General features: G+C 70.6%; 12 protein-coding genes and 1 riboswitch. Of the genes, 7 read left to right on the top strand and 5 right to left on the bottom strand.

Annotated elements, in window-relative coordinates; genetic code table 11:
* The first annotated feature begins 129 nt into the window (after nt 1-129).
* Nucleotides 130-777 (top strand): PHB depolymerase family esterase, encoded by a 648-nt coding sequence (locus ALLO2_RS08665; protein WP_084588388.1) that lies wholly within the window; start codon nt 130-132, stop codon nt 775-777.
* A 519-nt stretch (nt 778-1,296) separates the two neighbouring features.
* On the opposite strand, the gene ALLO2_RS08660 is transcribed toward ALLO2_RS08665, so the two are convergent.
* From ALLO2_RS08660 to corA, 3 genes are all read right to left on the bottom strand, one after another.
* The gene (locus tag ALLO2_RS08660) at nt 1,297-2,403 is read right to left on the bottom strand and encodes a C40 family peptidase (RefSeq protein WP_011434751.1); all 1,107 of its coding nucleotides are present in this window, start codon (nt 2,401-2,403) and stop codon (nt 1,297-1,299) included.
* Nucleotides 2,404-2,408: 5 nt separating this feature from the next.
* Nucleotides 2,409-2,575: riboswitch (cyclic di-AMP (ydaO/yuaA leader) on the bottom strand.
* A gap of 351 nt (nt 2,576-2,926) precedes the next feature.
* Nucleotides 2,927-3,313, bottom strand: coding sequence for a hypothetical protein (locus ALLO2_RS08655; RefSeq protein ID WP_035731069.1), 387 nt, complete (start codon nt 3,311-3,313; stop codon nt 2,927-2,929).
* A gap of 214 nt (nt 3,314-3,527) precedes the next feature.
* A complete protein-coding gene (gene corA, locus ALLO2_RS08650; RefSeq protein WP_023840111.1) occupies nt 3,528-4,787 on the bottom strand; it encodes a magnesium/cobalt transporter CorA in 1,260 nt (419 codons plus the stop codon).
* 224 nt (nt 4,788-5,011) lie between these two features.
* Between corA and ALLO2_RS08645 the strand changes: the two genes are divergently transcribed.
* The 5 genes from ALLO2_RS08645 to ALLO2_RS08625 all read left to right on the top strand — a co-directional run bounded on the left by ALLO2_RS08645 (nt 5,012) and on the right by ALLO2_RS08625 (nt 10,421).
* Nucleotides 5,012-5,725, top strand: a complete 714-nt coding sequence (locus ALLO2_RS08645; protein ID WP_035731067.1) for a PhzF family phenazine biosynthesis protein — start codon at nt 5,012-5,014, stop codon at nt 5,723-5,725.
* A 204-nt stretch (nt 5,726-5,929) separates the two neighbouring features.
* Nucleotides 5,930-6,691: a hemerythrin domain-containing protein gene (locus ALLO2_RS08640; protein WP_232234976.1), complete on the top strand. Its 762-nt coding sequence runs from the start codon at nt 5,930-5,932 to the stop codon at nt 6,689-6,691.
* 236 nt (nt 6,692-6,927) lie between these two features.
* The gene (locus ALLO2_RS08635) at nt 6,928-8,100 is read left to right on the top strand and encodes a PP2C family protein-serine/threonine phosphatase (RefSeq protein ID WP_011434756.1); all 1,173 of its coding nucleotides are present in this window, start codon (nt 6,928-6,930) and stop codon (nt 8,098-8,100) included.
* Entirely contained in the window at nt 8,100-9,731 is a 1,632-nt protein-coding gene (locus tag ALLO2_RS08630; RefSeq protein WP_035731063.1) for a CHASE3 domain-containing protein, read from the top strand. Before ALLO2_RS08635 ends, ALLO2_RS08630 begins: the two co-directional genes overlap by 1 nt.
* Before the next feature lie 27 nt (nt 9,732-9,758).
* Nucleotides 9,759-10,421, top strand: a complete 663-nt coding sequence (locus ALLO2_RS08625) for a TIGR03085 family metal-binding protein (protein ID WP_198030973.1) — start codon at nt 9,759-9,761, stop codon at nt 10,419-10,421.
* Nucleotides 10,422-10,488: 67 nt separating this feature from the next.
* Here ALLO2_RS08625 and ALLO2_RS08620 read toward each other — a convergent pair whose 3' ends face one another.
* Entirely contained in the window at nt 10,489-11,835 is a 1,347-nt protein-coding gene (locus ALLO2_RS08620; protein ID WP_023840108.1) for a glycoside hydrolase family 26 protein, read from the bottom strand.
* A 483-nt stretch (nt 11,836-12,318) separates the two neighbouring features.
* Here ALLO2_RS08620 and ALLO2_RS08615 point away from each other — a divergent pair, with 483 nt between their 5' ends.
* Nucleotides 12,319-12,885: a CD225/dispanin family protein gene (locus ALLO2_RS08615; protein ID WP_023840107.1), complete on the top strand. Its 567-nt coding sequence runs from the start codon at nt 12,319-12,321 to the stop codon at nt 12,883-12,885.
* Between the two features lie 70 nt (nt 12,886-12,955).
* Here ALLO2_RS08615 and ALLO2_RS23225 read toward each other — a convergent pair whose 3' ends face one another.
* Nucleotides 12,956-13,993 (bottom strand): CD225/dispanin family protein, encoded by a 1,038-nt coding sequence (locus ALLO2_RS23225; protein ID WP_049760811.1) that lies wholly within the window; start codon nt 13,991-13,993, stop codon nt 12,956-12,958.
* Nucleotides 13,994-14,549: the final 556 nt, after the last annotated feature.

Here is a 14,549-nt window from a genome sequence, read left to right as displayed (position 1 = left end):
CCTGGCTTTTTTTGGGGGGACAAGTGGGGGGACAAGGCGGACAGGCCCCGGTCTGACCCCGGTCTTGTCGTCATCTGCTGCCAGGTTTGCGGCGTTTCCCGGCCAGCGGTGTGGTTCGGTTGGACCGTGGTGTCGAATCCCCTCGCCGGATGGTGGGGCAAAAACAAGAGAACCGTGCTCATCGTCGGTGTCGTGATCGTGGTCGTCTGGGGCTACCTCGGGACCCGTGACCGCCCGAAGACCCAGCGGGTCAGCCTGCCCGGCGACTACGCGTCGGCGGGCCGCGAGCTGCTCGTCCAGGCCCCGTCCGATCCCGCCAACCCGCTTCCGCTGGTGTTGATCCTGCACGACGACAACGCGGACGCGAAGTCACTTGACCGGCAGAGTGACGCCGGCAAGCTCGCGAACTCCCGCGACTTCGCGGTGGCCTTCCCGGAAGCCGTGGGCGGCNCGTGGCGGATCGACGGACCCGAGGGGGCCGACGTGCGCTATCTGCGCGACGTGGTCCGCTTCGTCTCCACGAAACGGACCAAGGTGGATCCGAACCGGGTCTACGTGTGGGGGATCGGCGAGGGTGCCCGGCTGGCCCTGACCGCCGCCTGCGCCCCGGGTAAGCCGGAGTTCGCCGCGGTCGGCGTCGTCGGGCAGTTCGACCCGGAGCCCGGGCCGACCTGCCAGGACCGTGTCCCGGAGGGCCGGGCCCCGGAGGCCTCCTGGGACCGGAAGGTCAGCGAGACCCTGTGGAAGTTCTCGTCTGGTCACCGGCTGGGGGCCTGACCGCGGCGCCCGCGAGCGGGCCGGGCGGTTTCCGCACCGGGCAGAGACCGAGGGCTGAAGTCCGCCGATGCCGCCGGGAGGGGGGTAGCGGCATCGGCGGACCTGGTCGGCCGGGGCCCGAGGCCCGCCGGCCTTCCCGTGCGGATGGGGGGGGAATCCGAGGGAAGGCCGGCGGAATCGGGGGCCTTCCGGCCGGACGGACGTCAGATGGGGGGGAGATCTGACGTCCGTCCCACCGGAAGGAGGGCCCGTCCGGAGAGCTGGAAAGGAACCACATAGGCGGGTTGTCGGGCGGTGACAGGGCCCGCTTGCTGGTCTGTCCGCGGCTTCGCCGGTGGGTGGGAGTCCCGGGTCCGGCTTCCACGGCTTCGGGTCGGCGCCTGGAGAGGGGCTCGGTAGCCGGCCGCTCGTGGACTGGCAGGGCTCGTGTGGTCCGCGCCCCAGCCGCGAAGGCGATCCACCGGAGCCGGGTGAGCCGTTGCGTCGGCATGAGGGCGGTGCGCCGGCTCCGACCGGCCGCTAGAGGATCCGACCGACGTAGTAGGAGGTGGTATAGATCTTCTTGAGCGACACGACGTCGCCGGTGTGCGGCGCCGCCCACATCATGCCGTCGCCCGCGTAGATGCCGACGTGGTAAATGTTCCCGGGTGTCCCGAAGAAGATCAGGTCGCCGGGCTGTTTGTTGTACTGCGACACCCGGGTGGCGGCGGCGAACTGGGCGTCGGTCGTCCGCGGCACGCTCCTGCCGAGCTGCTTGAAGATGTACTGGATGAGGCCGGAGCAGTCGAACGAGCTCGGGCCCTCCGCACCGTAGACGTAGGGCTTGCCGGCCTGCAGGGAGGCCAGGTAGACGGCCTTCTCCCCGAGGGAGCTCGACGGGACCGGAACCGACGCCTGGTCCGCGGCGTCCCCTGTCGTGAGGAGATCCGACCAGGCGGCGTTGCGGACGAGCCGGGGGGTGGGCGCCGGCCGTACGCGCAGGGTGGCGTCGTTCGCCGAGCGGGCGGACTGCAGGGCGTCCGTGCCGTCGAAGACCGCGGTGACATTCGTGGTGGTGAGCACCCGGGCCGTGTAGGAGGCGTAGCCCTGGGCGTTGGTGTAAAGGTGCTTGAAGGTGGCCCACCCGGTGGGGAGCTTCACCTGCACCTTGACCAGCTGGTTCGCCAGCGGTTCGTGGGTCTGCTCGTTGTAGAGCGAGAAGCCGATGTCGATCGGCTGGTCCGCGCTGACGCTCACGTCGGGGTTGGTCACCCGGAGACCGACCTGAACCTTGCCGGCCAGGGGCGGGGCGTCGACACCGCCCGTCGAGCCGAGCAGGGAGGTGGAGCCGTGGGTGCTGACCGCCGCGGCGGCGATGCTGCCCCCCAGGGCGGCCTGGGAGCCGATCTGCGCGGCGAGGGTGATCGGAGCGGTGTTCGGCTGCTCGTCCTTCGCGGCGTCGGCGTTGATGTCGGTGGCGCAGCCGGCGAGAGCCACTCCGGAGACCGCGACGGTCCCGGTGGTCACGGCGGCGAAGGCGCGGGCCCGGGCCCGGCTGCGGGCGGCCGGGGGCGCGGAGGGTGCGCGGTGACGGCCGCGACCGGCGCCTCGCGTTTCTTCGTCGAGCTGCACGCTTTGCGCGGACAACGGTGTATTCCTTCCCGTGCGCCTGCGAAGTGAGCTGTCGGGTTCGGGCTGGGCTGCCCGGCTCTCGCGTGACCTTCACGCGTCGAGCTTCACCCCTAGGTCGACACCGCGGATCGGCGCCGGCCGGTGGAGGTGGGTCCCCCGCTCCTGCCCCTGATGACGACTCGGAGGGGACACCGGGGCCGGGGGCAGGACTCGGCGTTCGGCCCGGTGTTGTCGTGACGTCGGCGTGAGACTAGTCCACTTGGATGGGGTGGGTAAACACTAGTCCTTCCCAACTACAGCGAGTGCGCGTTGAAGTTCCCGTCGCGCGGCGTCGGCGGCCCGCGCGGTCGGCCGGGCTGACCGGGCGGCCCTAAGGCCCTTCGCGCCCCGTTTGTCCTGCTGGTTTTTCGTTGCGTGTGGGGTCCGCGGCGGCGGCCGGTCCGGGTGAGAGGCGGGCGGGCGGGTAGCCCTCCCGCGGCCCGTGGGCGATTTTGACTACTTAAAGTAGTCGACGGGNGAGGCCGGGNGTGCNCCCCCCTCAGCGGGACCGGGAGCCGCGGCGGGTGAGGAATCCCGCCGCATCGAGCACTTGGAGCTCGACCGCGAGCTCGTGGACCTCACGGGGCAGCGAGCGGTGGTGCGCCAGCGCCTCGACCGCGGCGCGGGCGTGGTCGGCGAGCTCGTCGAGGGCGTGCTGGCGCTGGCGCATCCGAGCCCGCTCCTCCTGGATGGTCCGGACCGTGTCCTCCTGCCACCGGCGGGNCCGGNTGAGATGCTCGCTGGCGTCGGCGGCCTGCCGCTCGGCATCCTCCAGCCGGTTGAGGAGCGCGTCGAGGGCCTCCAGCCGGCCGGCGAGCTCCGCGATGAGATCGCCCCGATCGGGCAGGATGGCCGTTTTACGACTCTTGGGGTCAGGCGAGGTCATGGAGTCCCCCGAGGGGTGGGGGGTCGGCGGGGACCGCGCCGAGCGGCTGGCGCGAGACCCGGTTGCTCCGACACGGTTGGTAACGGTAACCGACGTGGCGGGCCAGGGGNAACCCATCGTACGGATACGTCGCGTCAGCCAACTTATAGTAAAAAGGGACTATGGATCTGCCGTCATTGTCGTGGTCTATGCGCGCATAGCATGCAGGTCGGTGTCAGAGCCAGCCGTTGCGCTTGAACGCACGGTAGAGAAACAGACAGATCGTCGTAATGACGGCCAGGACGGCCGGGTAGCCCCACGTCTGACGAAGCTCCGGCATGTGGTCGAAGTTCATGCCGTAGATCCCGGCGACGGCGGTCGGGACGGCGCCGATCGCCACCCAGGCACTGATCCGTCGCATGTCCTCGTTCTGCGCGATCGTCACCTGCGTCAGCGTCGCCTGGAGCACGGAGGAAAGCAGCTCGTCGAAGTGAGCTATTCGCTCGCTGACCTGCTCGAGGTGGTCGGCGACGTCCCGGAAGTAACGGCGCATCGCCACGTCGACCATCGTGGGGGCGTCCATGGTGAGGGTACGCAACGGGCCCGCGAGCGGCAGCACCGCGTGCTTGAGCTCCAGAAGCTCGCGTTTCATCTGGTAGGCGCTTTCCGTCGACGGCTTCTGATCCCGGTGGAAGACGCCCGTCTCGATCTGGTCGACGTCGGCCTGGATGCTTTCCACGGTGCGGACGTAGTCGTCCACAATGCTGTCGCAGATGGCGTGCAGCACGGCCGTCGGGCCGTGCCGGAGCATCTCCGGGTTGGCCTCCAGCCGGCCGCGCAGCTTCGTCATCTCCCCGTGCCTGCCGTGCCGCACGGTCACGACGAAGTCCTCGCCGAGGAAGATCATGATTTCGCCGGTGGTGACTACCTCGGAGGTGCCCGTTACCTGGGTGTGCTCCACGTAACTGGTCGTCTTGAGCACCATGAACAGGTGGTTCTCGTATTGCTCGAGCTTGGGGCGCTGGTGGCCGGTGACCGCGTCCTCCACCGCGAGCTTGTCCAGCCTGTACTCCTCGGCGATCGCGGTGAGCTGCTCGTAGCTCGGCTCGAACAGGCCGAGCCAGGCGAACCCGTTGCGTTCGGACCGCGCCAACCGCAGCGCGTCGGCCTGGTCGATGTCCATGGTGACCCGCCGGCCATGGCTGTACACGCCGCAGGCCATGACGCGCCCGTCCGGTGTCCGCGGTAGCTCGGAGCGGGGCGCCCCGCGTCGTTTGCGACCCACCCGGACCAGGGAGACCGGACGGGTCAGCGCGCCGGCGAGCTTATGGGCGTTGGCCGACGCCTGCTCCAGGGCGTCCCCCAGCACCTCCCGAACGGGATGCTGGCTGCCGTGGTCGCCGCCGTCCGGGCGCGCGCCATCAACGTCGCGTCCCCGGGTCTCGCGTACCGTCTCGTCGCGTACCCTTTCGCCCGGCACCGCGTCGTCCCGCATCACTGCCTTCTTCCCTGCCGCCGATCCATGTCCAGGTCCACCTGTCGGCATCTCCCACGCCCTTCCCCGCTGGTGAACCTTCATGGTGACAAGTCGGTGCCGGCCGTCCGGAGGCGATCCGGGCTTCACCGTGGACGCGGATGCCTGGCAACTGTGCCGGCGTGGTGTGGCACGAAGGGTGAGATACACGTCCGGCGCATGGGATACGTCACAGGGAGGATCGAGTGATCGGGATCGAGGTACGCACGCTTCGGGTGTTCGCCGACGAGACGGGCGCCGGCGGCAGCCTGCTCGCCGTGGTGCTGGATGCCGCGAAGCTGCTGCCCGACGCGCGGGAGCGGTCCGTCGTCGCGCGCCGACTGGGCTGCCCCGCCACGGTCTTCGTCGACGACCCGGAGTTGGCGGAGCTGGCCACCTTTACGCCCACCGGGGAGCTGCCCATGGCGGGGCACGCCTTGGTGGGGTCGGCCTGGCTGTTGGGTCGGCTGCTCGGTGGCCATCCGGAGATCCTCCGCCCGGCCGGCGGCGAGGCGGTCAGCTGGCAGGAGCAGGGCCGGGTCTGGGTCCGCGGCGCCCTGGCCGCCGTGCCCTGCTGGTGGCATGAGATGCTCGCGGACCCGGGCCAGGTCGACGCGCTCGACCTGCCCCGTCCACCCGCCGAGGACCTGACCCAGCTCTGGGCGTGGGAGGATGAGCCGGGCGGGGTCGTGCGGGCCCGGGCCTTCGCCAGCAGGCACGGCGTCACCGAGGACGAGGCCTGCGGGTCGGCTTCCATGCGACTGGCCGCGATGCTCGGGCGGCGGCTCACCATCCGGCACGGCGCCGGTTCGATTGTGCTCGCGCAGCNGGGTCCGCCCGGCCACGCCGATGTCGGCGGCTTGGTGGTCGAGGACGAGACGAGGTTCCTCGCCGATCTCGACGAGTTCCTCGCCCGGTGACGGTGCCGTTCGGCGCGGCCACGGCCGGACACCACGGGGACCAAGCCTGAGAGTGTAGGTGCCGAGCGAGGCGACTGGCACCCTTTGTGGGTACCGGGTTACGGCTGCGTGGTGGCTGCCGAGATGCGGACCGGGTCGGATAGGCGTAGCTTTGGATCCCGGTAGCTCTCCGCTGGGTATCCGCCCATGGGCTGCGAGGTGGTCATGGCCGAGACGTTGGTGACCTTGGTGGAGGCCGCGCATCAGGATGCCGTCCGTCTGATCGAGCTCTCGCGCGACGTCGGTGCCCACGGTGACGTGGATGGTCCGTCGACCGACCCGCGGCAGGCGCTGCGCGCCAGCGACGCGGCCGTGGCCGCCGTCTCCGCGCACCTGAGCGCGATGGAGTCGGTGGTCTACCCGGAGATGGCCCGCCGGGTCGTGGGCGGCCGGGCGCGGGTGGCGGACCTGGGCCGCTTGGCGCGGCGCTGCTCCTCGGTGATGCGCGGCATTGAACAGTACGTCCAGGGGGACCTCAACCGGCCCGCGGAGCCGGTCGCGAACCTGCGCCGGGATCTGGCCGCGTTGATGGTCGAACATGCGACGCTGGAGGACGAACTTCTGCGTGAGCTGATGGCCNAGCTGTCCGACGACGAGCGCCGGGATCTCCTCGACCGCTTCTCCGACGCGATGCGCCACGCTCCGACCCGACCGCATCCGCACCTTCTGCACAGCAGGCTGTTCGGTGGAAGCCTGGCGGCCCGCCTGACGGGCTACTGGGATCACCTGCTCGACGTGATGGACGCCCGGGAGGTGCCCGGCGCGCCGAGGCGGGCCCCGGTGCCCGCCGGGCTGTGGGGCTGGTACCTGCTGGGCCGTCCCACGGCGCCGGCTGCGGGTGAGACCCCGTCAGGGAAGGAAGGCGCGCAGGGCGACACCGCCGCTGGTAGCCACAACGTCACTGGTAGCCACATCGCCGCTCATTGATCCGTCCTTGCGACTGCCGTCGTTTCCGTAGGCCCACCATGTCTTCCTGAGCCCGGTCTTCCGGAGCCCGTCGCGCTCTGTCTTCCTGACGGTCTTCCTGGCCGCGGTCCACTCCGGTTCGGCGTTCCGATGCGCACGGGCGCCGTGGTCGTGCCATGCTTCGAGTCCGGGTTGGGCCGGTATGGCCTCGTGTCGTGCAATGCCGAGGAGATGTGTCAGGAACCGAGGGCACCGCGATGCGGGCGCCGAACGCTGATCCCGTAAAAGTGATCTGGCCGGTGCTGTTGGTCGAGGATGATGATGCCGACGCCTATCTGGTGTCCGAGCTCCTCGACGAGGTCTCCGCTCCGGTCGAGCTGACCCGGGTGCGCACGGTGGCCGAAGCCGCCCGTCGCAGCGAGCACGTCGCGTGCGTGCTGCTGGATCTCGGGCTGCCGGACAGCGAGGGCCTGTCGGCGCTACGCCGGTTGCTCACGGTCGAGGCGGGAGCGCCGGTCGTGGTGCTCACCGGTCTGGTTGACGAGTACCGGGGGGCGCAGGCGGTCGCCGCGGGCGCGCAGGACTATCTCGTCAAGGGTCAGGTCGACGGGCGGGACCTGGTCCGGGCCGTCCGGTACGCGATTGAGCGCAAGCGGGCCGACACCGCCGCGCAGGCGCTGCGGGAGTCGGAGCTGCTGGCGGACGAGCGGGCCCGCCTCGAACGCGGCCTGTTACCCCGGCCACTCATCGACGACGGCCGGTTGCATCACGACGCCCGGTACCGCCCCGGCCGGCAGCAGTCCCTGCTCGGCGGGGACTTCTACGACATGGTGTCCACCGCGGACGGCACGCTCCACGTCCTGCTCGGCGACGTCTGCGGGCACGGCCCGGACGAGGCGGCGCTCGGGGTGAGCCTGCGGATCGCGTGGCGCACGTTGGTCCTCGCCGGTGTTCCGGAACCCGACCGGCTCGGGTATCTCCAACGCGTGCTGGTGAGCGAGCGGGAACAGGATGAGATCTTCGCGACGGTGTGCACCCTCGCGATCGCTCCCGACCGGACCTCGGCGCGGATGCGGCTGGCCGGTCATCCGCCGCCGGCGCTGTTGCATCCGCGGCTGTCGGCGCTGCCGGGCGACGTCGTCGGTCCGGCTCTTGGCATCGTCGACGACGACCTCTCCGAGGAGGTGCGGATCGAGCTCGGGCCGCACTGGGCGCTCCTGCTCGCCACGGACGGCCTGCTGGAGGGGCGGGAGGGACCGGGCGGGGAACCGCTGGGCTGGGAGGGCGTGCTGCCCGAGATCGCCAAACTCTGGCCCGCCGACGACCCCGACGGGCTGCTCGACAACCTGATCGACCGGGTGGAGGCGCGCAATGGCGGCCCGCTGACCGACGACGTCGCGCTCCTGCTGCTGATCTGGGGTGCCGGCTGATGCCGGAGCGCACCCACCCGAACGTCACCCACCCGAACGTCACCGACGGGGGAGCGGGCGACGCGGGGCCGAGCGGAGCGGTGGAGCGCGGCCGGGTCGGGTCCGTCTGGCGCCTGCGCCGTCGACTCGAGGTGACCTACGCGGTGGCGGCGATGGTGCTGATGATCGTCGCTGGTCTCGTCGTCTCGTCGTTGGTCCGGCTTGATGACGCCCTCCACACGCGCAGCGACGTCCTCGCCCCGGCTCTGCTGAGCTCCACCGAACTGGTCTCCAGCCTGGTCGACCAGGAGACCGGGATGCGGGGCTACCTGCTTCAGGGCAGCGAGGACTTCCTGGAGCCCTACAACGAAGGGCGCAGGGCCGAGCGCACGCTGCTCGCGGACCTGCACCGACGGCTCGTGGAGCGCCCCGACCTGCTGGCGAGGCTCGCCGTGCTGGAGGACCGGATCCGGGCCTGGCACGGCGACTACGCCGATCCGGCCATCAACGCGGTGCGGGTGGGCGGTCCCGCGGCGGCCCGCCTGTTGTCACCGGAGTTCGGCAAGACCCGCTTCGAGGCGGNCCGCGCCGCGGCCGGGGACCTCGAGGCGGACCTGCGGGCCAGGGAAGTCCGGGCCCGCCAGCACGTCACGGCGGCGCTCCGTTTCCTGATCTTCGCGCTGGTGACCGGCGCGGCCGTCATGGCCGTACTCCTGGCGGTCATCGCGCGGGCGCTACGGTCCTGGGTCACCCGCCCGCTCGAGCGGGTGAGCGACGATGCGCGAACCGTCGCCTCCGGACATCTCGATCACGTGGTCGAGCCGACCGGTCCCCCGGACATCGCCTCGCTCGCCGCCGACGTGGAGTCGATGCGACGCCAGCTGATCGGGGAGCTCGGGGTCGCGCGGGCGGCGCGGTCCGCGGTGGAGGCGCAGGCCGAGGCGCTGCGGCGCTCCAATCGTGACCTGGAACAGTTCGCCTATGTCGCCTCGCACGACCTGCAGGAGCCGCTGCGGAAGGTGGCGAGTTTCTGCCAGCTCCTGGAGCGACGCTACGGTGACAGGCTCGACGAGCGGGGCACCCAGTACATCGCTTTCGCGGTGGACGGCGCGAAGCGGATGCAGCAGCTCATCAACGATCTGCTGGCCTTCTCCCGGGTGGGGCGGACTACTGACGGTTTCGTCGATGTGTCCCTGGGGGAGATCTTCGACCGGGCGGTGGGAGCGCTGTCCATCGCGATCGAGAGCGCCCGGGCCGAGGTCACCGCGGATGATCTGCCGGTCGTGCGCGGGGACCCCGTCCTGCTCACCCAGCTGTTCGCGAACCTGATCGGGAACGCGCTGAAGTTCCGGGCCGAGACGGTTCCCGCCGTGCATGTCGGTGTCGTCGACCGGGCGGACGAGTGGGAGCTGTACTGCGCCGACAACGGGATCGGAATCGATCCGGAGTACGCCGAGAAGATTTTCGTGATCTTCCAGCGGCTGCACGGCCGGGATGTCTACGAGGGCACGGGCATCGGGCTGGCGTTGTGTCGCAAGATCGTCGAGTTCCACGGCGGCCGGATCTGGCTGGACGGCGCGGTGAAGGACGGAACCNCCTTCCGNTTCACTTTCCCTAACCGGAGACTTCTAACGGCCAGAGACCCGCCGTGAGTCGCCTCATCGCCTAGAGTGCCGCACATGATGGGGTCAGGAGCGGTTCTCACCCGGCCAGGGGCCCGTGCGCAGCGGCGGGAGCTCGCGGACCTGCTGGCCGAGCGTGGCCCGGCGGCGTCCACCCTCTGCGCCGGATGGACGAACCATGATCTGGTGGCGCACCTGGTCACCCGCGAGCGGGTGCCGTGGGCCGCTCCCGGGCTCATCGTCGGTCGGCTGCACGGCATCACGGAGCGGGCCGAGCGGGCCACCATGCGGGCCCACACCTTTCCCGAGTTGGTCGAGACGTTCCGTGCCGGGCCGCCGTGGTGGCAGCCGACCCGCATCGGCCTGATCGACGATGCCATGAACCTGGTCGAGTTCTTCGTGCACGCCGAGGACATCCGCCGCGCCGCCCCTGGCTGGGAGCCTCGCGAGCTTGACACCAGAAGCCGTGACGCGATGTGGACCGCTCTGCTGCTGATCGGGTTCGCCGGGTTCCGGCGAGCCGGCCTGGGTGTCGTGGCGGAGCGTACGGACGCTCCTGGCCGGCGCGCCTTGCACGGCGGCGAGCCGGTGGTGGAGATCGTCGGGCCACCTGAGGAGATCGTGCTGTACGCGTTCGGGCGGGGCCAGGTCGCCCGGGTCGAGCTGCGCGGTTCCGACGCCGNCATCGAGCGGTTCCGCGCGGCTCCCACCGGTCCCTAGCTCCCGGCGGCTGCGATCCGGTCGGAGCCGTGCCGCTATCGGGGCGGGGCGTTACCAGAGCAAGGCGCTACCAGAGCGAGGCGTAGGTGGCCGCGCCAGCGGGATGCTCTGTCGGGTTCACCAGGGAGGAGTGCACGTTCCCGGGTGACGAATCGCTGAAGTACGTCTCGTAGGCGAGGATGTCGCGGTTCGCGGCGAACGTCTGGTACATGTTGCGGATGTACACCGGGTTGTCGCCGCCGGCCTGGCCGGCGCGGCCCGCCCCGGTATCACTCTTCCCGACGAGTCCCCATTCTGGGACCGAGAACTGCTTGCCGTGCTGGCGGGCGAACGCGATCGTCGAGCAGAGCCCGGCTTCGGCGTGACACTGACTGGCGAAGGCAGCGTCGTCCGTGCTCGCCGGCCATTGGTCGTAGCTGTCGATGCCGATGATGTCGACGTACTGGTCACCGGGGTAGACGGCCCAGGCTCCGCTGCTGTGCGCATTCAGCGCCCAGTCGATGCGGGCCTGCGGATCCGTCGAGCGGATCGCGCTGACAACCTGGCGGAAGCAGTTCACCCAGGTGGTGGGGTTGGTCTTGGAGACCGACCACGGGAACCAGTCGCCGTTGAACTCCCAGGCGAGCCGGATGACGCTCGCCGGGCGGCCCTTCGCCACCAGCCACCGGCCGAAGTCCGCCCAGTGGCCGTTGTAGGCGCCGCTCGCGCAGGAGTTCATGTCCCCACCGCCCGTGGGGTAGAAGGACTGCGAGATGACCCAGGTGCCGGCGAAGGTCGAGAACTTCTCCGGGCCCGAGCCGAGCCACGGGTTCGTCATGGTCTGCCAGCTCGACCTGTCGGTGAAGGTGAGCACGACGTTGACCGGCGAGCCGCGGAAGCTCTCCCAGGCCCGCACCTGCGTCATCGTCCCCGCGGCGACGCCGCTCATGCCGCCGGGCACCGAACCGCCCCCACCACCGACGGGGATAACGGGCACTTGTACCGCAGGCTTCGTGACCCGGGCCGCGGCGCCGGGGGTCGTCGGCCTGGCGGTGGTCCGTGGGGCCGTACCGGCCGGGGTGCCCGCGGGCACCGGGGCGGGCGACGGCGAGGCGACGGTCGCGCGGGAGTTTCCGCCGGTCGTGCCCGCCGAGGCGCTGCCCGCCGAGGCGCTGCCCGCCGAGAGGCTGGGTTGCACCCGGAGGTCATCGCCGTGTCGGGGCTTCCCGTGCTGGATGGCGGTGGCCTCGACTGTCGCCGAGCCCTCGCCCCCGGTGTCGCGTTCGGGGACGAGGGTCCACCCGACTACGGCGGCGACCAGAGCCATCACGCCTAGCGACGCGATCCAGGCAGGGTGACGCGGACGGCGGCGCCCGCGCCGGGAACCGGATCGGACTCTCGGCGGGCTGGGATTGCCCTCCGCTCGGTGCTTCACCGCGGGTATCCCTCCGTGCGTGGCAGTGTCGTCAGGACCCCCCGGGTCCCGGCTTCGGCATCGAAGCGGATGACCTCCATGTCGCACAGCAGCCTGAGACGGACCGGACCGGCCTCCGGTCGCCCCCTCGACGCCGGCTGCCGTGTCTAGATAGTTCGGACGAGACACTACACCGACGTGCTAGGCCGACTTGTCGGAACTCGGGGGTTTCGGGCGGTGAGGCTCTCGGGTGGCGTGGAGCCCGGTTGGTCGGCACGCCGGTTGGTCGACACGCTGGCTGTGCCACAATGTGCGCGCGCGGAGCCTGGGATGTGCCTGGTGGTCAACCCACCTCGCGTCACGGATTCCGCGCACGGGTCGGGGATCACGCGCCGGTGGAGTGTCCGCGGTGCCTGGTCGAGCGCCCCGGGGGTTATGCGGCCAGGCGNGGTGGCGGGGCCGTTCNCCGGCTCGCCCGCCACGACGACAACAGGAGAGCACCCAATGTCCCAGCCACCCGAGTACCCTCCCGCCGGCGGTCACGGTCAAGGGGGTTATGACCAGGGCGGCTACGGCCAGGGCGGCTACGGCCAGGGTGGTTACGGTGGCCAGGGCGGTTATGACCAGGGCGGTTACGGTGGCCAGGGCGGTTATGACCAGGGCGGCTACGGCCCTCCACCGCCCGGCTATGGACCCCCGCCCGGTGGGTACGGCGCGCCGCAGGGCTACGGTGCCCCGCTGGGATACGGCGGCCCGGGTGGGTTCGGCCCACCTCCGCCCTACAACCAGCCGATCCCGACCTACCTGTGGCAGTCGATCGTGGTCACCCTGCTGTGCTGTCTGCCCGCCGGTGTGGTGGCAATCGTCTATGCCACCAAGGTGCAGAGCCGCCAGCAGATCGGCGACATCAACGGCGCGCTGGACGCCTCCAAGAAGGCCAGGATGTGGTGCATCATCTCGGCCATCTCGATCATCGTGGTGTTCCTGGTCATCCTCGTCATCGGCTTGGCCGGCGGCTTCGAGACCGATTCCAGCACGTCGTATTCGACGCTCCCACCCGCTCGCACCTGAAGGAGCGTGGCCTGACCGAGAGTCAGGCTCTCGTCGTAACGGCCGTCGGCTTGGCTCGNTTGTCGGCTCGTCAGCCGATGGAGCTCCCGCCGCAGAGCCCCGCCATCACCGAGAGAGACGCGAGGAAGAGGAGGCCGAACACGAGTCCGGCCAGGCACCAGGCCAGGCTGCGACGCGATGCCCGGCGCGCCCCGGCGACGTCGTGGGCAAGGAGTCGATTCGACGCGCGCGAGGAGTTGATGATCCCCATCACGCCGAGCGGTGCGCACAGGAATGTCGTCAGGATCGCGAGAGCCAGGTAATTGCCGACCTTTGGCGTCGCCTCGGTCCCCGGCCGCTGCCGCGTCCGCGCGTGCCGTGGTGTCTGCGCGTGCCGTGGTGTCTGCGCGTGCCGCCGGAGCGTCTGGTGGGGTTCGGCGGGTCGGTGGGCCTGTGTTCCGGGCCAGCCCGGATGGGGGCCGGTGTCGTTGTGTCGATTCCGTGGGTAGCCGGTCGAGTAGTGATGTCCGCTCGAGTAGTAGTGACCGCCGGTGTCCCCTGGCCCAGGCCACCGCACGTTGTGCGTGTTCCACCGCAATGGTTCGGTCGGAGGCGGGCGGAACTCCTCCTCCCAGCGGCTGCGGGGCCGATCGGTCCTCGGGCGACGCTGGGTGGTGCCGGTGGTGCCGGTGGTGCCGGTGGTGCGGGATGACGGGTCGCTGATGCGTGAGCCCGACCGCGGGCCGGTGTCGGCCGCGGTCCAGGGATCCCAGCGGGCACCGGTGTCCGTCCGGCAACCGGCGTTCGTGCGGGCGCCGGTATTCGTCCGGCCGGTGTGGTTCGTCGATCCCGGGCCGCCCGCGTCCGGTGCCGGGGACGAGGGCGACCCGGTGAGGCGGGCGTCGTACTCGTCCCGCCACCTGTCGAGGATTTCGTGGGACACGGTGAGGAGCTGCATCGTGCGCATGGACTGTGCGTCCCGGCTGGCGGGATTGTCGGGGTGATGAGCCCGGACGCGGGCCCGGTACGCCCGGCGGATCTCCGCCCGGTCGGCGGTGCGCGCTACCCCGAGCACGGCGTAGGCGTCGACGCCACCGAGTTCGCGAACCAGCCGGTTGAGCGGGGTCAACGTCCGATCCGCTTGACGACGTCGCCGCGGTTCCGATCGGAAGGCACCATGCGAACCGCCATTCCCCGTCGTCGGCCGGGCGCCATCAGCGGTGATGATAGGCGATCCGTCCGCCATCAGTCCGCCATTCGTCTGCCTTTGGCAGATTCGTGCTGTCAGGCCGTGACGTCCCGGCGGGCCAGGCTCNCCGCCCCGACCACCGCCGCACCGGCGGCATACAGACCTCCGACCAGCAGCGCCGACCCGTAGCCGCAATGCCACTTCCACTAAGTCGATCAAGCTGCTANCTGGGGTTTCGTGGGGTTGGCGAGNCTGATCGTGGGCGGGGCGTGGTGGCGGAGGCCGCGCTGGCCGGGTTTCTTGACCGGATACTGGTTGTGGCGCGCCCGGCGGACGACGCGGGGGTAGGTGCGTTCGCGGCGGGTGTTGAGCCGGGTCGGTCGGGTGATGTCGGTGGCGGTCTCACCCTGAGTGCGTGCCCGCTGGTCAGGGGGAAAAAGCCGGGTCGGTGACGACCCGGTCCCGGATGATCCTCACAGCGCGTTTGAACTTGATC

The sequence above is a fragment of the Frankia sp. Allo2 genome (genome assembly GCF_000733325.1).
GTDB lineage: Bacteria > Actinomycetota > Actinomycetes > Frankiales > Frankiaceae > Frankia > Frankia casuarinae.
Note: the sequence above shows the minus strand (reverse complement) of the source record. Positions and strands in the feature narration are given on the sequence as shown.